This window comes from Hyphomicrobium sulfonivorans, from assembly GCF_013306565.1.
Taxonomy (GTDB): domain Bacteria; phylum Pseudomonadota; class Alphaproteobacteria; order Rhizobiales; family Hyphomicrobiaceae; genus Hyphomicrobium_A; species Hyphomicrobium_A sulfonivorans.
Genome location: NZ_PZPO01000001.1, coordinates 383,506 through 404,076 on the forward strand (window position 1 = coordinate 383,506; position 20,571 = coordinate 404,076).

The 20,571-nt window shown below is 60.4% G+C and carries 17 protein-coding genes and 1 tRNA gene; 4 read left to right on the top strand and 14 right to left on the bottom strand.

The genetic code is table 11. The features are described from left to right. Window positions 1-232 precede the first annotated feature (232 nt). Both C6Y62_RS01720 and C6Y62_RS01730 read left to right on the top strand, forming a co-directional pair. Window positions 233-1,381 carry a cupin domain-containing protein gene (locus tag C6Y62_RS01720; protein ID WP_173952543.1) on the top strand — a complete coding sequence of 383 codons (1,149 nt, stop codon included), beginning with the start codon at window positions 233-235 and terminating at the stop codon, window positions 1,379-1,381. A gap of 173 nt (window positions 1,382-1,554) precedes the next feature. Then, a complete protein-coding gene (locus C6Y62_RS01730) occupies window positions 1,555-3,015 on the top strand; it encodes an OprD family outer membrane porin (RefSeq protein WP_210257967.1) in 1,461 nt (486 codons plus the stop codon). Window positions 3,016-3,076: 61 nt separating this feature from the next. Here C6Y62_RS01730 and C6Y62_RS01735 read toward each other — a convergent pair whose 3' ends face one another. From C6Y62_RS01735 to nhaA, 4 genes are all read right to left on the bottom strand, one after another. After that, window positions 3,077-4,297: a cytochrome-c peroxidase gene (locus C6Y62_RS01735; protein WP_198491318.1), complete on the bottom strand. Its 1,221-nt coding sequence runs from the start codon at window positions 4,295-4,297 to the stop codon at window positions 3,077-3,079. 273 nt (window positions 4,298-4,570) lie between these two features. Beyond that, entirely contained in the window at window positions 4,571-5,284 is a 714-nt protein-coding gene (locus C6Y62_RS01740) for a Crp/Fnr family transcriptional regulator (protein WP_173952546.1), read from the bottom strand. Window positions 5,285-5,359: 75 nt separating this feature from the next. Beyond that, a complete protein-coding gene (locus C6Y62_RS01745; protein ID WP_068460736.1) occupies window positions 5,360-5,695 on the bottom strand; it encodes a hypothetical protein in 336 nt (111 codons plus the stop codon). Window positions 5,696-6,153: 458 nt separating this feature from the next. Then, on the bottom strand, window positions 6,154-7,539 hold the full coding sequence (gene nhaA, locus C6Y62_RS01750) for a Na+/H+ antiporter NhaA (protein ID WP_173952547.1): 1,386 nt from the start codon (window positions 7,537-7,539) through the stop codon (window positions 6,154-6,156). Window positions 7,540-7,925: 386 nt separating this feature from the next. Here nhaA and C6Y62_RS01755 point away from each other — a divergent pair, with 386 nt between their 5' ends. After that, the gene (locus C6Y62_RS01755) at window positions 7,926-10,193 is read left to right on the top strand and encodes a TonB-dependent siderophore receptor (protein WP_173952548.1); all 2,268 of its coding nucleotides are present in this window, start codon (window positions 7,926-7,928) and stop codon (window positions 10,191-10,193) included. Window positions 10,194-10,321: 128 nt separating this feature from the next. Here the strand turns inward: C6Y62_RS01755 and C6Y62_RS01760 are convergent. The 6 genes from C6Y62_RS01760 to C6Y62_RS01785 all read right to left on the bottom strand — a co-directional run bounded on the left by C6Y62_RS01760 (window position 10,322) and on the right by C6Y62_RS01785 (window position 15,851). Further along, window positions 10,322-10,408, bottom strand: a tRNA-Leu gene (locus C6Y62_RS01760). 65 nt (window positions 10,409-10,473) lie between these two features. Continuing rightward, complete coding sequence (locus tag C6Y62_RS01765; RefSeq protein ID WP_246274225.1) at window positions 10,474-11,241, bottom strand: ceramidase domain-containing protein; 768 nt, start codon at window positions 11,239-11,241, stop codon at window positions 10,474-10,476. Window positions 11,242-11,279: 38 nt separating this feature from the next. Then, window positions 11,280-11,909: an SIMPL domain-containing protein gene (locus C6Y62_RS01770; RefSeq protein WP_173952549.1), complete on the bottom strand. Its 630-nt coding sequence runs from the start codon at window positions 11,907-11,909 to the stop codon at window positions 11,280-11,282. 43 nt (window positions 11,910-11,952) lie between these two features. Beyond that, complete coding sequence (gene aspS / locus C6Y62_RS01775; protein ID WP_173953045.1) at window positions 11,953-13,758, bottom strand: aspartate--tRNA ligase; 1,806 nt, start codon at window positions 13,756-13,758, stop codon at window positions 11,953-11,955. A gap of 319 nt (window positions 13,759-14,077) precedes the next feature. Further along, entirely contained in the window at window positions 14,078-15,193 is a 1,116-nt protein-coding gene (locus C6Y62_RS01780; RefSeq protein WP_173952550.1) for a linear amide C-N hydrolase, read from the bottom strand. A 295-nt stretch (window positions 15,194-15,488) separates the two neighbouring features. Continuing rightward, entirely contained in the window at window positions 15,489-15,851 is a 363-nt protein-coding gene (locus C6Y62_RS01785) for a hypothetical protein (protein ID WP_157066647.1), read from the bottom strand. 257 nt (window positions 15,852-16,108) lie between these two features. On the opposite strand from C6Y62_RS01785, the gene C6Y62_RS01790 reads away from it, so the two are divergent. Beyond that, window positions 16,109-16,567, top strand: a complete 459-nt coding sequence (locus tag C6Y62_RS01790; protein ID WP_173952551.1) for a hypothetical protein — start codon at window positions 16,109-16,111, stop codon at window positions 16,565-16,567. Between the two features lie 65 nt (window positions 16,568-16,632). Here the strand turns inward: C6Y62_RS01790 and C6Y62_RS01795 are convergent, their stop codons facing one another. From C6Y62_RS01795 to C6Y62_RS01810, 4 genes are all read right to left on the bottom strand, one after another. Beyond that, window positions 16,633-17,016: a DoxX family membrane protein gene (locus C6Y62_RS01795; RefSeq protein WP_173952552.1), complete on the bottom strand. Its 384-nt coding sequence runs from the start codon at window positions 17,014-17,016 to the stop codon at window positions 16,633-16,635. 146 nt (window positions 17,017-17,162) lie between these two features. Next, window positions 17,163-18,266, bottom strand: a complete 1,104-nt coding sequence (locus C6Y62_RS16695) for a TonB family protein (RefSeq protein ID WP_173952553.1) — start codon at window positions 18,264-18,266, stop codon at window positions 17,163-17,165. A 229-nt stretch (window positions 18,267-18,495) separates the two neighbouring features. Continuing rightward, on the bottom strand, window positions 18,496-20,160 hold the full coding sequence (locus C6Y62_RS01805; RefSeq protein WP_173952554.1) for an OmpA family protein: 1,665 nt from the start codon (window positions 20,158-20,160) through the stop codon (window positions 18,496-18,498). A gap of 9 nt (window positions 20,161-20,169) precedes the next feature. Further along, window positions 20,170-20,478, bottom strand: a complete 309-nt coding sequence (locus tag C6Y62_RS01810; RefSeq protein WP_173952555.1) for a hypothetical protein — start codon at window positions 20,476-20,478, stop codon at window positions 20,170-20,172. Window positions 20,479-20,571 lie beyond the last annotated feature (93 nt).

Genomic DNA, 20,571 nt, shown 5'->3' on the forward strand with positions numbered 1-20,571 from the left:
CCAATTACGGCTGCAACATTCCCCAACGTCAACGTGGTGAACGGGTTATCCTGAGTGAGGCATAACCTTGAGGCGCAACATGCGCGAAATAGAAGCTCTAAATTGAAATGGCGAAATTCACGCGACCGTTAGAGCTGAACAGACATTATCCCGAGGCAAATTATTCGTCGGGATGTACTCAGCAAGCAAAGCTGGGGGCGTTATTCAGTTATCTGTTCAGGAGCTTTCATTTATGCAAGAGCGCGTTCCAAACACAAGTCCGCCGGAGCCGATCGAGGGCAAGCGTGGTGCTACAATAGCAGGCCCGCGCAACGTTGAGCTTGAGCTAATGGCACCGGATCTATTTGCTCCGCCGCCAACGGATTCCGGCTCGCTTCCCAACATGCATTTTCCGTTCGCGTTCGCGCATAACCGTCTTGAAGAAGGCGGATGGGCCCGCGAAATCACAGCGCGCGAACTGCCTGCTCTCACGTCCATGGCTATCGTCAACATGCGGCTTGGGCCTGGCGTGGTTCGCGAACTGCATTGGCACAAGGAAGCCGAGTGGGCCTACATCACGGCTGGAAAGGCGCGTCTTACCGTAGTCGATGCAGATCGGCACGCGTATGTGGACGACCTCGAACCCGGCGACGTGTGGCTCATTCCCTCCGGCGTACCGCACTCCATTCAGGGGCTGGAAGAAGGCACCGAGTTTGTTCTGGTGTTTGACGACGCCCAGTTTTCTGAAAACCAGACGCTGCTGATCACCGAGTTTCTGGCCCACATGCCGCGCGAGGTTGTATCCAAAAACTTCGGGCTGCCCGAAGCAGACTTCGACAGTTTGCCGAAGCACCAGAAGTACATCTTCCCGTTGCCGGTGCCGCCGCCGCTTGACGTCGTGCGCAAGCAATTGACCGAAGTGCCAGCACCCCAGCCCTATGTGTTCCACGCCTCAAAGGTGCCAGCGACAAAGTTTGACGGTGGCTCGACCAAGATTATTGACGCGCGACACTTCCCTGAAACGACGCTTGCCGCGTTGATCATCGACCTTGAACCCGGTGCGCTGCGTGAAATTCATTGGCATCCTGACGCCGACGAGCTGCAGTATTACACCAAGGGCAAGGGGCGCATGACGGTGTTCGATGCAACGTCAAACGCACGCACTTTCGATTTCCAGGCTGGCGATGTCGGATGTGTTCCGAAAACACTTGGCCACTACATCGAGAATACGGGCACTGAGCCGTTGCAGGTCATCAACGTGTTCAACTCAAGGGATTACCGCGACATCTCACTGAACCAGTGGATGGCGCTTACACCGCCGGAGATGGTCAAGGGCACGCTGAACCTGAACGAGAAAGTGATGGGTGCGTTGCGCCGCTCGTATCAGCCGGTCGTGAAGTAGTCATTCAGCCTGCAAACGACAGTGGAATGGCGGTGCCACATTGGCATCGCCATTTTTGTTTCATCCGCTCCCGTTGCCGCGCGCCCTTCTGCAACCAGTCGTTGCCGAATTTTGGATGGTTTGGTACCGCCGAAGTATTGTGAATCGCAATCTGATTCGAGGTGACGGGCACGATGCAGTCGCTATCCAGTTCGAACAGCGCTGCTCTTCGCATCAGGACATTGCTTCTGGCGTCGGTTGCGCTCCACCTGGCAACCTCCCCTTTGCTTGCCGATGAAGACGACTCCGCGCAGCGGATTCCGTCAAGCGCACGCGATCTTTACAGCCCATCGCAAAGATCGTTCGAGCCGCAGGCTGCACTTCCCGGCGGACCACATCAAAATCCACGCGGCACCGGTGGCGATGCAGATGACGACAGTCATTCACATCCGGTGCTGATGCAGAACCTGAAACAGCGGTTGCAATATTCCGACCCGTTCTTCCGCGACATGGTGGTCGACCTTTACGCGCGCACCCATTACTTGCGGCAGGACAATGCGAACCTGTCACGCCAGCAGGCATGGGCCGGCGGCGGCGCGGTGTCGCTGCGAACCGGCTTCTATCGCGACTTCCTGCAATTTGAGATTGTTGGCGCTACTTCGCAGCCGCTCTACGCGCCTTCCGGCGAAGGCGGCACACTGCTGCTGACTGAGCAACAGGCGGAAGTCAGTGCGCTCTCGGTTGCCAACGCCAGAATGCGATTTCTGGGACAGGAGCTCACAACCGGTCGACAGCTTTTGAAGACGCCATATGTCAACCCGTATGACACGCGCATGATCCCGAACACGGTTGAAGGCGTCGTACTCACACGGCAGCGCGATAAGTCGAGCTGGCTTGATTATGGCGGCGGCTATCTGTGGGGATTCAAGGCGCGCGATTCCAGCTATTTCGTTTCGTTCTCGAACGAACTTGGCATCCACGAAGACCGAGGCATGCTGTTCGGCGGACTCAAGCTGACACCCGTCGATGGTCTAACCATCGGCGGCTTCAACTATCTCATTCCAGACGTACTCAACACCGCATTTGCTGAGGCCGACTGGCTTCTACCGACGATCATTCATGAGGTCGATTTCCGCCTCAGCGTGAATTACACCAACCAGCAATCGGTCGGCTCCAGGCTGATGCGCGGCGGTGATTTCTCTGCATCACAGATTTCCGCGCGGGCCGCAGCAAGCTACGCCAACGCAACCGGCTATGTTGCGTTCTCAAACAACGGTAAGAGCGACGATCTGGTCAACCCGTTCGGCAGCTTTCCTGCCTATACCAACATGGACCAGATGCACTTCAACGAAGCTGGCCAAACAGCGATTGTCGGCGGCATCTCATATGACTTTTCGGAACTTGTCGCCGATGGGCTGAAGTTTGCCGTTCTGTACGGCAATGCGTACGGGATAATCGATCCGGCAACCGGAGCACCGCGTTCCGATCAACGAGAACTCGACATCAAGCTTGAGTACCTGCCGAAGTCTGGCCCATTCGCCGACACGCACCTGATGTTCATATATTCGGATGTGCAGTTCCCCGAGAACCGGCCGGGCGAGCGCCGCCAGCAGCAGTTTCACGGCGCGCTGACTTATCTGCTGCCCACCCTCTGATCGGGAGCCCCGGCGCGCCAGCTATGCAGCTCGCACGCCGGGATTAACATCACACACTGACCTACTGTCCCATCTCCGGCATCAGATGCTCGTAGCGCTTGTCCGTCAGCGTTCTGAGAAACGCTTCCAGCGCCTTGATGCGATAGTCGCTCAGTGCCAGTCCGGTCTTGAGCTGGAACGTGGAAAGGTTCTCCGGCACCTCAGCATCGCCCCAAGGCTTGCCCGTTTCCGGGTTGATCTGGGCCGCTGGCTGCAAGCTGGTGTACTTGTTGTAAAACTCGATCGATGTACGCAGCTTGTCGAAGACACCGTTGTGCATGTAAGGCCCGGTTACAGCCACGTTGCGCAGCGTCGCCACCTTGAATTTTCCGGCCTGCGCCGGATCGGCAACGTGCGTGCCGCTGTTCAATCCGGTGTCGACATAGTCGCTGCCCTTGCCGCTCAATTCACGCGCCTTCGGGTTCACCGGCAAGCCGATGTTGTGATACTCGAAGCTCGTGAACAGCTCGGTCGAGAGATCGCCACCGCTGCGTATCGGCCGATGGCACAGCTGACAGTTCCATGTCAGAAACACCTGACGGCCAAAGTCCTCCAGCGACGTGAACTTCTCCTCGCCGCGCAGGACGCGATCGTACTTTGAATCGAACGGCGAAAATTCTGCCGTGCTTTGATATGCCGCCAGCGCCTGAGCAGCGGCGTCAAACACCTTCTCGGGATCTGAGAAAACATCATCACCGAAGAGCTGCTTGAACAGCACGGCATAGTCGGCGTTCTCGCGGATACGCTCCGCCACGGATGCGCCGTCCGGCATGTTCATCTCAAGCGGATTGAGCATCGGCCCCTTGGCCTGCTCCTGCAGATTGTCGGCTCGACCATCCCAGAACAGTCCGCCCGTAATCTTGCCGTTCTCGTGCTTCGTCAGCGGCGGCGTCATATGCGAATACATGAGCGTCGGCGTATTGCGATCGCCCATCGCACCCGCTTCGTCGCCCATCGATACGGCGCGCCCGGCAGCTGATTCACGCGGATCGGTGAATGCGTATTCCGGATTGTGGCAGGTCGCGCAGGACTGCGTGCGATTCTTTGACAGGTTCGTATCGAAGAACAGGCGGGCGCCAAGCTGTTCAATCGGCTTCAGCTGCACGTTCTGGCTGGCAGACGTGGGAACGTTGAGGAAAAGCGGCGCGGTCAGCACCGCCAGCGCCGGCAGGATGATGACGCCAATCCTCCGTTTCCAGTTGTTTTGTTCCGCGCCCCCACGCGCGACCGTTTCAGCTTTCATATCGTCACCAGACTTGCAGGAATTGCGATCCTGTCCGGTAGCCATGACGATGTAAGCAACACATCTCGCCGGCCATCCGAGACGGATCCCACAGCCGGGCAGCATATGGCGGCAGGATGCCGTTTGGCCTCCCCCCTTCCTTTACATCTTCCTTACATATTCGCGGCGCGACCAGCCGCTTTCATCCTGTACGCAGGTGCAAAAAAAGCAGCCCGGCACAACGATGAGACCGGGCTGCTTTTGCTCTACTTTCGGGGGCGATGCTCGGGCGGCTTAAAAGCCAGCCGCTTCACCCACGCAGATCTTCTCCATCAGGTCGCGGTCGAGAATAGCGATGCGATCTTTGCTCAACGGCATGATCGCGCCAGCAGTCCGTAGCCGCCGCAGCACCCGGCCCACAGTCGCCGCCGCCAGTCCCAGACAGCAGGCGATATCCTGCTGCGCGGGCACGATCCGCAGCTCACCGGAATCGCCATTGCCATCGGCCTTGGGCAACGAAAGGATGAAGCCAGCCAGCGCTCCAGCCGCATTGGTGCGCAGGCGTGCACTGGCCTCCCGCTGCAGCTTTTCAAGTTTGCTGGTGAGAGCGTCGCCAATCATGCGCTGCAGCGCCGGTGACTGCTCTATGGCATCGCGGCTGATGCGCATGAGCATCGTCCGCGAGATTGCCTCCGCAGACGATTGATATGTCTCGGCGGAGGAGAAGCCCAGGAACGAGCCGGCGCCGGCCACTTCCATCGCCTGCCGATGGCCGACATCGTTCTGCGCGGAAAGAACAACCGCACCGGAAACAACCTTATAGACGACGTCTGCCGGTTGCCCCTGCTCGAAAACCTTGCGCCCCTTGGAGTAGACAACGGTTGTTGCCTTGTCGCCAAGGCCTCGCAGCGCAGCGGGGTTAAGCACAGTTGCCGTGCGGTGAGGCATATGGCCAGCATCGCCAGCGCGCGCGGACATGATCCGCGCAGCAGTGTCCATTTTCGTCATTGATAAGATCTCGCCAAATCTTGCCCAGCCGTCCACGCAGGAAAGGCCGGTGTCTTCCGTTGGATGATGTTTCGATTAGGCGAGGTTGAGCGGTGGTCCGCGCGGCTGAGCAGGTGCTTCAAACCGAGATGGTAGTTCAGGAACCTTGAGTGCGAACGAGAGCCGCACAGGCAACAGGAAGTCGGGAACAACCAGCGCAAATTCCGGCAACGGGCAAATGGCTGGACCGAGCAGGCAAGCTTCGCAGATTGCGCTTTTGACTTCGGCTGAGCCGTTGATCGACGCCTTGGCGCATAGGTGCGGAACTGTGCCATCCGGCAGCGCGAACGCCGTTAGGTCCGGCGTCGGCTTCATAGGCACGTGCGCAAGCGGCAGCGTCATCATCGCTAGCCCGTAAAGGGCGGCGAGCATCAGACAGACTGCGCTTTTGTACCTCATGGACCGCATTTGGCCATGCTACGCAGCCGATGCCAATGACGTCAATTAAGCTCCGTCGATCAAGACAGATGGCCGCAGAGCCAATTGCCGGGAATTATTAGGAAAAACGGCCTCCCAGAACGCGTGCAGCGCAGCATTTTCAAGCGATGGAGTGCGGATTGCCTGGCCCTTTGATGTGTGCACACGCAGCAATTTTACTGGCTCTAAATTCCAGCTGCTTTCCCTGACAATTCTGCGCTCAGGTTGCGCGTCGATCTCGACTGCCTAAGCGATATGTAAAATCGGCCGCCTCAAGTTCAACACGCGCCACCTGGCCCAGCATCTGGCAGGGAATCACAATGCGCGCGCCAACGCATCGACGCGCGCTCCGCTTAGCCGTGCGATGCGGGTACTCGCCACCGCAACGCGATAGGACACCGTCAAAGCATGGCTCAGCTCGACTGCGGATTATGCCGTCGACGACGGATGATCACCGCACCAAACGCAAGCCCGAGAACGGCGGCAATAACCGACCCAAGCAGCACGCCAAGCTTGGCCGCTGCCAGCAGGTTCTCGTCGGCGAAGGCAAGCATCGCAATGAAGATCGACATCGTGAAACCGATGCCTGCCAGAAGGCCGATCAGCACCAAAGAACCCCAGGTTACGCCCGGCGGCAGCTTCGCCCAGCCCATGCGCACCATCACCCAGGTAGCGCTGACCACACCCAGCGGCTTGCCCAATACCAACGCAATCGCGACGCCAAGCATCACCGCTGCGGCACCGTTGGCATTGAGATCGACGCCACCCAGCGTGACGCCAGCATTGGCAAGGGCAAACAACGGCATGATGCCGAACGCGACCCAGGGGTGCAGCGCCATCTGCACGCGCACAACGGGCGGCAACAGATCACGCCGCGCCAGCCGGATCTGCCGCAAAGGCCGCTGCAAACCATGCGCGTCTTTCACACTATCGGCACCGCCATCGCGCAACTGGCCTGCAATGCGCGCCATGACCTCGACCGGACTTTCACGCGATGGCGCGGCCAGCACAGGCGTCATCAGCCCCAGCACCACACCCGCCAGCGTCGGGTGCGCGCCCGTCATCAACAGCCCCGTCCAGATGATCGCGCCGGGCAACACATAGGCGTAAGCCGCGCCGATGCCGATCCGCTGCAATGCCAGCACCATCAAAATGCCGCCGCCCGCGACCCAGAAGCCGGTGATGTCCAGACCGCCGGAATAAAAGAACGCGATGATGAGCACCGCGATGACGTCATCGATGATGGCGAGCGCCAGCAGAAAGACGCGCACGTTCGACGGAATGGAGCGGCCCAATAGCGCCAGCACACCGACCGCGAATGCGATGTCCGTCGCGGTTGGCACCGCCCACCCGTGCGCGCGCAGAGGATCAGCGTTGAAAGCCAGATAGATCAACGCCGGCACAATCACACCGCCCGCTGCCGCAACCACCGGCAGAATTGCCTGATCGAACTTGCTCAGCGCGCCTTCATGAATCTCGCGCCGGATTTCCATGCCGACCACAAGGAAGAACACGGTCATCAGCCCGTCGTTGATCCAGAAGTGAAGCGAGCGAGAGAATACGAACTCGCCCAGCCCGAACGACAGCGGCATATGCCAAAGGTGGTGGTAGCTTTCGGCGAACTGCGAGTTCGCCCAGATCAGCGCGACCGTGGCCGCAATCAGCAACACAACGCCGCTAACAGCTTCGATATGGAGAAAGCGTTCGAGACGATCGAATGCCCGCTGAGCCAATAACTGTGCGCGCGGAATTTCACGGATTGCGGATGGCTGGCGGTCAGAATGGGACTGTTGCTGCATCGGGTGCGCGTGCTCCGCGTGGCGGCCCGACCATCGCATTCCTGCCCACCGCACTGTGCAGCGTGACACCCTAGGCGCCGTTATACACAGCGACGCCAGCATGACAACTCAGCGCGACGCGCAGCGATTGATGAGTGCGTGCAAGCACGGCCGCGCTGCACCTCGCTACGCCGATTGTCCTGCATGCCCCCGCACCTCCTGCGCCCCAGCCTGACCGTTGCCGCAACGATACAGCGTGACGAAGAACAGTTGCGATGACAGCAGCACGGATTGCGCGACAGCGACGGTCGATGTTAACCGACCCAATCTGGATGTTATAACATCCAGATTGTGGGGCGTTGGCGCCGGTCGAGGCGCGTAAGCGGTTGCGTAAAGTGGAGTTGTGTATGTTTGCTCGCGTATCTCTGGGCACGATTGCGTGCGTGCTGGCCACATCGGTGGTGTTGCCGCAATGGGCGGCCGCGCAAGAATCCGGCGGAAACGCCGCCAGCAGCGAGCCGACAACGGAGCTCGATGCACTCGTCGTCGACGGCGCAAAAAAGAAAAAGCCCAAGGCGAAGCCAAAACCCAAGCAGGCGAAATCCGGCAGCGTCGGTGCTGCTCCGCCGCCACCTGCTGCAACGGTGTTGCAGGCAACCGACAGCGTCAATTTGGATGCCGCGGCAACGGAAAACAGCGGCAGTTATATTCCAACCGTCAGCACCATCGGCGGCAAGCTGGCTCTGCCGGTCAAGGAAACGCCGCGTTCCATTTCAGTGCTGACGCGCAAACGGCTGGACGATGAAAATGTGACGACCGTGGAAGAGGCCGCCACGCGTGCTCCGGGCGTTTATGTACGCAATCAGGGCGACCTGAACGACGGACCGTTCTTCTATGCACGCGGCTTTCTCATGTCCGTGTCCGAAAACGGCGTGCCGCTCGATACGACTTACTACGGATCCGGGTTCGACACCGCGATCTACGATCGCGTCGAGATCATTCGCGGCCCCGATGGCCTGACGCAGGGTCAAGGGCAGCTCGGCGGTTCGATAAATCTGGTCCGCAAAGCGCCACTGGCTCAGCGTCAGGTCAAAACTGAGATTTCGGCGGGGCAGTGGGACGCGTTTCGCGGCCTGATCGACGTATCGACGCCCTTGCTTGCGTCCGGGGCCGTGCGCGGGCGCTTCGTCGTGCAGGCCGAAACCCGCGACTCCTTCGTCGACTACGCAGGCACCGAAAAGCTGCTGGGCTTCGGCAGTCTGGCGTTCGACCTTACCGACCAGACGACACTAACCGTGAGCGTGCTGTCACAGCAGAGCACGGTGAACCCATACTTCGGCGCCATGCATATCCGCGGCACCAACAGCTACACGCCGCGCAAAATGTTCCTCGGCGCAGGCTGGAGCGAGTTCAACTATCGGCGCAACGAACTGATAGCCGAGCTTGCGCATCGCTTCAACGAAGACTGGTCGTTGAACGTCAATTTATCGCATCGCGACTATGACGACCACAAGCGCTTCGCGTTCCACAACCCGCACCCAAACTTTCATCAGACCGGCACGTCGGCGCTGCTGAACCGCGCCACATGGTTTGAAGGCGAACATTGGACCGGCGACATGCACGTGAAAGGCCGCCTGAACTTTCTTGGCCGCAAACACGAGATCGTTGCCGGCGCGAACTTCGAGGATTTCGGCCACGAACGGTGGATACGCAATGCGCCATCGGTCGGACTTTGGCCTGCGGGCAATCCGGATGTGCCCTATGTGGAGCTGAGCAAGGCTGCATCGACAATATCTGACGTTACGCAGCAAGGGCTTTACGCACAGGGGCGCTTTGAGATCATGTCGTGGCTGCACCTCCACGCGGGCGCCCGACTGAGCAATTACAAATCGCAATCCCGCGCCAGCGCCACCGGCGTCACCACTGTGCTCTATGACGAAGACAACGTGTTCACGCCCTATGGCGGCGTGGTTGTCGACGTTACGCGCGACTGGGCCGTCTATGCGAGCTACGCGGATATTTTCCGACCGCAATCGATCACAACCACGGACGCATCCGACGCTACGCTACCGCCGATCGTCGGTGAGCAATACGAAGTTGGCGTGAAGGGCTCGCTGTTCGATGGGCGCCTGCTGCCAAGCCTCGCGCTGTTCCGCGCCAGCGATACCGGTCGCGCGCTCCGTGATCCGCTGAACTCTGGCTATTACATTGCTGCGGGCGAGGTGTTGTCGGAAGGCGTCGACATGGAACTGGCTGCTCGGCCGTTGCCGGGTTGGGAATTCACCGGCGGTTACACTTACACCGACACAACCTTCGTCGCCGGCCAACCGGCGGAAGTGGGCACCCGCTTCAATTCGTTCTTCCCCAAACACACGTTCAAGTTCTGGTCCAACTACACGTTCGCCGATGGCATGCTTGCCGGCACCTCGTTGGGGTTGGGTGTTCGTGCGTACAGCGAAAGCTCAACGTCGTTCGCAAGCCCTTACCCGGCAACCGTCTCGCAACCCGCTTATGCGGTTGTCGATGGCCGGCTCGGCTTCAAGCTGGATGAGCGCAGTGAATTGTCGATCAACGTGACGAACATTTTCGACACTGTTTATCTGCCCTATCCGGATGTGCGCGGCTTTTACGGCGAGCCCCGGCGCGCGGTGGCGAAGATCACAACGAACTGGTGAGGATGATGCATGCTGGCTGGAGCAGAATGCGCAGAGCGTGTTCCAGCCAGCGCCCGCCTGAACCGACACCCGTTGCGAACCGAACCACAGCGCGCAGAGATGGTATGGCGGCTGCGCGCCAAAAAGAGTGGTGCGGGCGGCCGGACTCGAACCGGCACGTCCATGAAGGACAAGAGATTTTAAGTCTCTGGCGTCTACCGTTCCGCCACGCCCGCAATCGGCTGTTTATGGGCCGAGTAAGCCTTGCACGCAATCGGTCATCGGCATGTTTTTGCCACAGCTAACGCGAACCGCTGTCCGACACACCGCCATTGGCCTTAGGCCGCACCTGCCCGTGCCGGATCGCAGCCAGCAGCAGGATGAACAGCGCCAACCCGTTAAACACGTGCCACAGGAAATGCGTGCCCAGCGTGCGACCGGCGACGATCGAGCGCGAACACGTTTCCCAATCCACGGTGCGGAACAGCATCGAGATGAAAAACACACCGGCGGCCGCGAACAGATATGGCGCCGCGCCTTGGCGGCGAAACGCGGCAAACGCGCCGATCACGATCATGGCAACCAGCGCGGGTGCATAGGTCATCGTGCCGTTGAGGCAGTGGCGCGCATTGCCTGTAACGGCAAACAATCCGGCACGGCACTGAATGCTGCCCGCGAACTGGAGGCTCAACCAGAACAGCCCCAATCCCAGCAGAACAAAAATCCAATGCAGCGCCAGATAGCGTCGCAACGCATACGCCACATAGGCAAACATGAAGATGCCGATCGGGATTGTATCAGCGCGCGCCGCCCACAGCGTTGCATAGGTATGGAACAGGAAACTGCCGACGCCGATGATAAACGTGAGCGCAATCAGCAGCCATTCCGCTATGCCGCCACGTTCACCCACCGGCCGGCGCAACAGCAGCACCGCAGCGATGACCGCCGCAATCGTGAAAGCGCCATTGGAAATCGCGTTGAGCGGTTCAGCCCAGAAACCGGCATCGCCGCCGCGCTCGCAATAGCGGAAGATTTTCTGCTGCCAGTCCATCGCGCACCCGTGGGCCATGGCTCCATCGGCTGACACCTGAAGACGGAGCGCTTGTTTTAGAGAAGCCTGAACTGCAGGTTTACCGTTGCCCCGACAGGTATGCTACTGGGCGAGAACGTTCCAAGCTTTTCGTCGCTGTCGGCTGCAGCCGCTGTCGACTGGCCATGCTCTGACTGCCGCGGCGAGGCATCAAAGTCGCCCTCGCTGATGTTGACCACCTCGCCCAATCGGGCGCCAAGAGCCTCGCAATAGAAGTTTGCTTTTTCTTGGGCGACCAGCACGGCACGTCTGCGCGCCTCGATGCGCGCGGCCTGCAGGTTAGATGTGAGAAACTCGATCGCTGTAAGGCGGTTGGCGCCGGACGACACAACGCCCGTCAGCACGCTCTCGACCGCCTCAAGGTCGATGACCACGCACGAGAAATTGACGGTGGCCACGTACCCGCCCTCCATCGCGTAGGGCGGAGGCCGGATACCACTCTGATGCAGCGCGATGCGGGACGATCGGATTTCGCCATTGCCCGACGCGATCAAAAATGCGCGGACGTTCTGCGCGGCGGTGCGCACACGTGAAAATGCATCCGCCAGTGCGGGCGCCGTGCGCGAAACCGCAAGCCTTATCAAGGCAAGGTCCGGCTCAACCCGAACAATCGCAGTGCCCTGGATGGAGAGAAGGCCCGTATGCATTACCACCGGGCCTCACACTCAGAGCCTCGCGCGCGCTCTACCTTTAGCTTTGTTGCTTCTCCGGCGCAACCACACGGATATGCAGTTCGCGAAGCTGCTTCGGCGCGACGTCCGACGGCGCACCCATCAGCAGATCGTTGGCCTGCTGGTTCATCGGGAACAGCGAGATCTCGCGCAGATTCTTGGCGCCGACGAGCAGCATCACGATGCGGTCGATGCCCGCTGCCATGCCGCCGTGGGGCGGCGCGCCATACTGGAACGCGCGATAAAGACCTCCGAAGCGCGCCTCGACATCGGCCTGCGTCAGGCCGGTGATCTCGAACGCCTTCACCATCGTGTCAGGGCGATGATTACGGATCGAGCCGGACGCAATCTCAAAGCCGTTGCAGACGATGTCGTACTGATACGCCTTGATGTTCAGGCGCTCATCATCGCTGGCAGCGCCTTCAAGCGCCTCAAGCCCGCCCTGCGGCATCGAGAACGGATTGTGCGAGAAGTCGATTTTCTTGTCGTCGTCGTTCCACTCATAGAATGGGAAGTCGACAATCCAGGCGAGCGCGAACTTGCTCTCGTCGATCAGCTTCAGCTCTTCGCCGATGCGCGTGCGTGCATCGCCCGCGAAGCGATGGAACCGCGCCGGGTTGCCCGCTGTGAAGAATACAGCATCGCCTTCCTTCAGGCCCATCTGCTCGCGGATTGCGTCCGCGCGTTCCGGACCGAGGTTCTTGCCGACCGGGCCGGCCGCCTCACCCTCGCGGAAGAAGATGTAGGCGAGGCCCGGCTGGCCTTCGCCCTGCGCCCACGAGTTCATGCGGTCGCAGAATGCGCGCGATCCGCCGCCCGGTGCGGGAATGGCCCACACGCGCACCTTCGGATCCTTGTCGATCATGCCGGCGAAAATCTTGAAGCCGGAGCCACGGAAGAGCTCCGTCACATCCTGCATCTCGATCGGGTTACGCAGGTCGGGCTTGTCGCTGCCGTACTTGGCGATGGCTTCGCTGTAAGGGATGCGCGGCCAGCCGTTGGTGACGGACTTCTCGCTGCCGGTGATGGCCGCGAATTCCTCGAACACGCCGGTGATGACGGGTTCCATCTTGTTGAACACGTCGTCCTGCGTGACGAAGCTCATCTCGACGTCGAGCTGATAGAACTCGCCCGGCAGGCGATCAGCGCGCGGATCTTCATCGCGGAAGCACGGCGCGATCTGGAAGTAGCGGTCGAAGCCCGACACCATCAGCAGCTGCTTGTACTGCTGCGGTGCCTGCGGCAGCGCGTAGAACTTGCCGGCATGGATGCGCGAAGGCACCAGGAAGTCGCGCGCGCCTTCCGGCGAAGAAGCAGTCAGGATCGGCGTCGAGAACTCGAAGAAGCCACCTTCCGTCATGCGCTTGCGAATGGATGCGATGATCGCCATGCGCTGCATGATGTTCCGGTGCAGCGTCTCGCGGCGGAGATCAAGGAAGCGATATTGAAGGCGCAGGTCTTCCGGATAGTCCGGCTCGCCGAACACTGGCACCGGCAGTTCCTTTGCCTGCGACAGCACTTCGATCTCGGTGGCAAACAGCTCGATCTCGCCCGTTGGCAGATCGGCGTTCGTCGTGCCATCCGGGCGCTTGCGCACAGTGCCGTCGATGCGGATCACCCATTCGGAACGCACAGCCTCGGCATTCTTGAACGCGGGGCTATCAGGATCGGCCACAACCTGCGTGATGCCATAATGGTCGCGCAGATCGATAAACAGCACACCGCCGTGATCGCGCACGCGGTGCACCCAGCCCGAAAGGCGCACGTTGTTGCCAATGTCGGCGGCGCGCAAGGCCCCGCAGGTGTGCGAGCGATAGCGGTGCAGTTCAGCCATTTTCGGTCCCGTCGTCGTCCAGCGCCCAGACTGTCGGAGTTGCGCCCGATTGCCGGCAAGTGGCGGACAATCGTGCATCTCCAGCACCCCGACTGCGGGGCTTCGCAAAGCGCTTGCTGCTTCGATTTTGCCGGGAAAAGCGCATGCCCCCCCTGGGTTGTCAACTGGCAACGGGGCGCGTTACCGGCTGCGCCGGTGAACTCCGTAGATAATTGCCGATGGGGGCGCTGTTTCAGCGGCCATCGCCCCCAACGGTATGCGCGCTATGGGTCGTAAGGCGCTGGCGCGCGCATACCGGCCGCCGCGCCGTTCACGCAGCGCGGCTGTTCATTAACACTGGCGTGCCCTCCAGCGCCGCCCCCGTCAGCCCGTCCAGCAACATCACCCTGGGCTCGCGCACACCGGCAAACGCCGCCAGATCCAGCCGCGCGTAATTCAGGCTGCGATAGTCGCGCAGGAACATCAGCCGGCGGTCGAGGTCGGCCAGACTGGTCCAGCATGAAAACTCGGTCGCGTAAGCCTGACCGCTGCGGTCATCCAGCCCCGGCACTTCCATTTGCGCGCCGCCGCTTTCGGGATAATCGATGGTGATGCCGCGCGGGCGGTCGAAATTGTTCATGATGTGCCCCAGCGTCGTCACCGCATGATCCGGCGACGCTGCCTTCTCGGCGAACTGGGCATAATAAACCGCGCGCACGAAACGACCCACCGACGTGTTGGAGGCCGGCAGCCCTTCCGTCGCGATGCCGCTGTCGGGTTGCATCACCTTCAAACCGCCGAACGACGACACCGAACGGTCGACGTTGCTGAGGTAGGTATAGTTGTCGAGATTGGTCAGGTGCCAACTGAATTCCGGCCCGTTGGTCATTACGCCAACCGGATTGTCATAGAGGTGCATTTCACCGTTGTGGAACTCGATCACCAGCGAAGCTCCGGTGGCATCGTGCACCACATAGTGGAACGGCGCGACGGCACCACCGAGGATTGGCAGCGCCTCCAGCATCACCGGCTGGCTTTGCAGCGCCGCCTTCACCTCAGCAACGGTTGCGAACTGACCCAGCGCCCAGCTGCCCAGATCGATCGCGGAAAGCACGCCCTTACTGGCCGGTGCTGGCGGCTGCTTGCCGCTGGCATTCGGATACGACAGCAGGCTGAAGGTTAGCCCCTTGTCGTTCAGACCTTCCAGAGGCTTCAGTTCCGAGGCCGTGGGGCGGGCACCCGGAGCAGGCAACACCACCGGCATCGTGATGGCGAAAAATGCGTGCTTGGCGGTGTAGGTCAGCGGCGTCTCGCCTTTGATCTGAGACGTGTTTTCAAAGCCGACTGGAAAGAACACCACCCGATACGGCAGGTTCATCGTGAGCTCGAGCGTGCGTCCGAAATAAACCCGGCCGGCTGTATCGCGATAGATCAGCGACGTGCACATCGTCTTCCCCTTCAAAGCAGATGGCTGGAGCCGCTCTCAGCTTCGCAAGGAAAACGGCTCAGCGTTTCGCGGCACGCGCAAAGGCGCGCGACGGCGTTGCACTAGTCGTCCCACTGGGGCGTTAATTTATGGTGGCGATGCAGGAGAACGGCGCCGAGCATCAAGGCTCGGCTGCCATGGCCTCAACTGCAATTGTCACGCACGCCGTGACGCGGCGCAGGCCTGTTGGCAAATACTTGCATTGCTCAGCGCAGCGATTGCCGTCGCGCGAGCGTGCGATGCTAACTTGATCGGATCAGTGTAGCGCCGGGCGCGCGATATCGCTGACTTCTTCGCTCTGTTCCTGGAGCTGCTCGGCAAGCGCTTCGGCCATTTCCATCTCGATGGCATACGGAGCTTCGTCATCGAAGCGGAGTAGAACCAGACGTTCACCGCTGGCGTGACCGACAGCAAACGTCCGCGGAAGCCGGGTCAGTTCGCCCGCCTGCGGATGGGCCGACGTCAGAGTTTCCAGCACGGGAACCAAGTTTGCTGCAATCGCCGTTGGCAGGCTGATCGCATATTCCTGACCGTCCGCATCGCGGAAGGAAAACTCAACCCGGCGTCGATCTTCCGAAACTGCAGTATCCGTGAGCGCCGTCGCTCGAAAAGTTTTCATCGCCGCCCCCAAGGCTACGGCCGCCATAGTCAAGCGCCTGCCTTTATCGTGAATTGAACCGTACAGCCGAACAAGGGCTGCAACGGCCTTTCCCGCAGAATTGCATCACCCTGTGCCCAAAATGAATACCGCAACCATCCAGAGATGTCGTTTGGGCAAATTGACTGCCCCGGGGCAACCTGTTGCACAAAATACGGAATTTGGCGCCCACAATAGCGGTCAAACCGGCCGTTCAATGCCGGATCGAACCGGAATGAATGGCCTTTCGCCGGCCACAGCTTGCGATATTCTCGCCGCTGCCGATTTTTCTTTTCGCCTATTTATTCGAGGAAATGTCTTTGCACGTTCTCGCCGAATTGCTGAGAGACCCCACCGCCCACGCCATACTGCTAACCATAGGCATGGCAATATTGATCCTGCCGATGATAGCGCTCAGCGTCTGGTATCACCGCAACATCAAAAAAACTGAGGGCGGCCGCCGGCTGATGGGACAGCAGGCGCTAACTCCGCCAATCGTTGGCTCGCTGTCCGGATTTGCAACCGGTTTGTCGCTTGGCAAAGCCATCGAACAGGGCCGCTACGGCGATCATGCCCGCAAGATGCAGCATCGCGTGTATTGGGTGACAGGGCTGTGGTTTGCCGCGCTCGTTATCTATTTCGGGCTGTTTATCTGGGCCGACGAGCTCAATCGGCCGGCACAGATCCCGGCGCTGTGATGCACCCTCTCGACGCAGCCCGCTATACGTGACGGATCGGCCCTCGATGCGTCACCGCCGCAGCATCACAATGCCTGCGCAGCGGCCAGCAGCAATCCGCCAACAATCGCAATGTTGGCGATAAATGTGCGATGCATGACTTCACGCGTTTCGCCCAATGGCTGCTGCCAGAAGTTCGACAGCACATACGACGCCACCACCGTGTAGAGCGCCAGAGCCAGCGCAGCGGGGGCGACCATCGCGCCCAGCATAAGGCACGCGCCAGCAACCACCTCGAATGCGCTCGCTACCTTCAGCACTTCACGCGGTGACGGGATCCCACGCGCTTTCAAGCCTGCCGCAGCCCTGTCGCCGAGTGGGCCAAAATTATTGAGCCCGGTGAAAACAAACAGGCCACCAAGCAAAAGCTGCCCCAGCGCAACCAGCATGTTTTGCAGCGAATAATCCATTTAGCGGCCTCAATCGTTGTCCCGTGCACATGCGAGCAAATCCAGGCTCAGCGCACGTTCGACATCATCACCATCAAGCATGACCAACGTTTAAAGATGCAGCCATCTGCAATCGATTGGCACGCTCACAGCAACAATTTGTGGGATCAGCGATAGATGTACGTCACCGTGAAGGTGCGATCGGCAACGGTCGAATTTTTCGGCGGGAACGGATAGGCAGTCTGACGCGCCGCGAACACGATGTTGAAGTCCATGTCCGGGTTGCCGCCGCTGTTCACCACCTTCACGTCTGCGCGCGAGCCGTTCTCGGACAGCACAATACGAACCGTAACGCGCCCGCGCGCCGTCGCCGGTGGCATTGAACGCCGCAACGCACGGATGACATCGAGCGCAAATGCATCGTTTTCGCCCGAACGGGTGATCCCCGGCGGCCGTTGCACCATCGAAGACGCGCCGCCGGCATCCGATGAACTCTCTCCCATTTCCGAAGGCATGCTGAGATCAAGCGCAGCCGTGCGCTGGCTGCGCTTCTTGGGCTGCTGCTTCGTCGGCGGTTTCTGCTTCTGCGCTTCCTTCTTCACCTCGGGCGGCTTCGCTTCCGCCTTGGGCGCTTCCTTTGGTTTCTCGGCTGGCTTGACTTCTTCCTTCTTGGCTTCTTCCGGCGCCTCTTTTGCTTCCTCGGCCTTCTCAGCTTCGGCCGCTTCCGCCAGCGCCGGAGCATCCTCCAACGCCTTCTCGACAGGATCGGGCGGCGCAGCATCGAGCGCCGGCTTCAAAGCCTGCGTGTTCTGCTGTTGCTCTGCCGGCGGCTCAGGCGCGGGCGGCGGTTCAACAACCGGATCGGAAACTTCGGTCTGCGGCGGCGGCGGCTGAGGCGGCTCGGGCTCGGCCATCGCCGTCTGCTGCTCCTCCTGGGGAGCAGGTGGCTCGGCCTGCTGCGGCTGTTGCGCCGGCTGTGCCATCGGTTGTTGCGGTTGCATTGCCGGCGGCGGAGAGGGAGGCGCGGGCGGCTCCATGCTATCGCGCAGCGTTGCGGCATCGACGATCTCAACCGCGATGGAATCCTCAGCGCCACCGTCAACGCCAACCCGGCGCTGTTCGTGTTCAGCGGCAGAGGTCAGCGCCAGCATCAACGCCGAATGGGCCATCAGCGCCACAAACAGCCCAAGCCAGAACGCCCGCTCCCGTTGCGGATGCAGCAAAGGCGCGCGATCTCGCTCCGGCACTGTTATGCCGGGCGTTTCCTGCACGGTCTCTCCAGCGTGCATTTGCCCGCCTGTCCCGGGTTGCCCATTTGTATCCGCCACGCCCATGATTTGACGCCCGGCGAGCTAGTTGTCCATGCGATCCAGCCATTTTCAACAGCGCGCAGGTCGCATGGATGTCCGATACCAAGTTTCGGGGCTCCAACGCAAAAAGGCCCCCACAAACGGGGGCCTTCCAATTCGTGTTGCCTTCAGCTTGCCTCAATCGCCCGGATCACGGGCTGAGGCCGGCCATCGGCGGAATGTAGGTGGGGTCGAGCAGATCGGCCAGCTCCCACATGATCCGGCGGGCAACTTCATCCATCGACGGATCGCGAATCACAAACTCGACACGGCGGTCATCGGCGAGCCGGATGCTCTGGCCACGGTGATGCCAGACGGCGTTGTGCTTGGCGCCGGTGCTGCGGCCAACGGCAGCCAGACGGCTAGGCGCAAGCCCCTTATCGATCAGATAGTCGGCAACGGACTGAGCGCGAGCCTGCGAAGTCTGAACCGCTGCCGAAGCTCCGGTCCGATCCGAAAAACCATGGATCTCAATGCGCATGCCGGGGCAGGACTTGGCCAAGGCGGCAAGGCGATCCAATTCGTCATGCATCTGGGGATCGATCGCAACACCGCGAGCGAAATGCAGTGGTCCGAATGGCTTGCCCGACAGATCGCAACCATCATCAGAGATTTCGCGCAGGCCATTGTTGGGCTCGATAAAAGCCGGCGGCGACTGCAGCTGCGGCACGGAGATGGCACCGGTCTCAATCGACGGCGTATTCGACGGCGGTAGCATGTAAGCACCGCGTGCAATTTCGCGGGCGCTGTTGGCGTTGGTGTTGACCTCCGCAATCAGATGCTGAGCGCGAGGTTCGACGCGGCAATTAAACTGCGAGTAGCCCACCGTGCGGCACGGATCAAAGCTTGCGATCACGGTAACCGAATTACGCGATCCTGATGCGATGTGTGCGCGATCCGCTGCCAGCACGCCGGCGACGACGAAGTTCTGATCGGCTGCATCGAAACGGCAACCGGAAGCAGAGTAACCGGCGGTCCGGCAGACCTCGACGATCGACGCAGCGTGCGTGGCGCGCGTCGCATAATAGGCAATGTCAGCGCCGTTCAGATTGCAGCCCGAGCTGGAATAGCCAGCCGTGCGGCACTGCTCCAGCACTGCAGTGATGTCGCGATGCGCTTTTGCCGGATGCAGACCGACAACGGATCCTGTTGCTACATCAAGCGCAGCAACCCGCTGTTCCATGTGATTGTGCTGATACTGCTCGACGCAGCGCTGGCGCGTGTCGTTGCTGACATTGCACGGCGACATGCGTGCTTCACGCTGGCGATCAAGCTCCGCATCAATGCGCGCCATCGACAGCTTGGTCAGTTCGTTCTGCTGCATGGCGAAGCGACGAACGCGCTCCTTGGCGGCAGCAACAAGCGCATCCTTGATCCACACCCGATGAGCCGTTTCCAGCTGCGGCTGATATTCGATCGCGGACGAAGCGATGATGGCGATCTGTTCGGCTGTGCGCGAAGCATCGAGCGCGCGGATCTTGTCGGCCCGCGCTACGGTGTCATTCGCCAGGACTTCCTGATACGCAGCGAAACTGTCCGCACGCGTCAGATCGCACAGCGGCGTCGAGGCGGTAGCGGTTTCAGCAGAGCAGTAGCTGGTGCTCAATGCCAGATCGCGGGCCTGGCGGGCCATCGCGACCGAAATCGAGCTGTTGGATTTTGCCGGACGGACATGCCGCTCGAATGCGGCGTCCACTGACGCCATCAGGCAACCAATACGGTCAGCGGCATTGGCGCAGACACCGGTTTCGGCGGCAGCGGCACCAGGCCAGGCGAGAGGAGCCATTAACAACGGCAGAAAAGTGCGCATACGCATGACGGGGCCTCAAAAGCTGGGAGCGGCTGAAGGCGCGCTAAAAGACCCGATCAAATTGAAGATATTTTGCTTAAAATTCAGGACAATAAAGGGATAAGTTGAGACCAATTCGCGGATCAAAACGGCACATTTGTGCGTTTCTGCCGCTGATCGAAGCGCTTTTCTTGCAGCGATGATCGCCGGCTCGGCCGCTTGACGTCCAAAAAAGGTGAAAGCGTTTTTGCGGCCAAGCTTTTGAAGTTGCACATCAGCCGAAGCCGAATTTTCGCCAGATGGATCAATGACAATTCGCAACCGCAGCATCGCCGGCGTTCGCACCAAGCTATGATGCCAGCCAACCCGAACGGGTCGGTGCGGCCATAGGGGCGCTATTTTGCGGTCGCAACCCCCGCGACAAATTCCATCGAATGC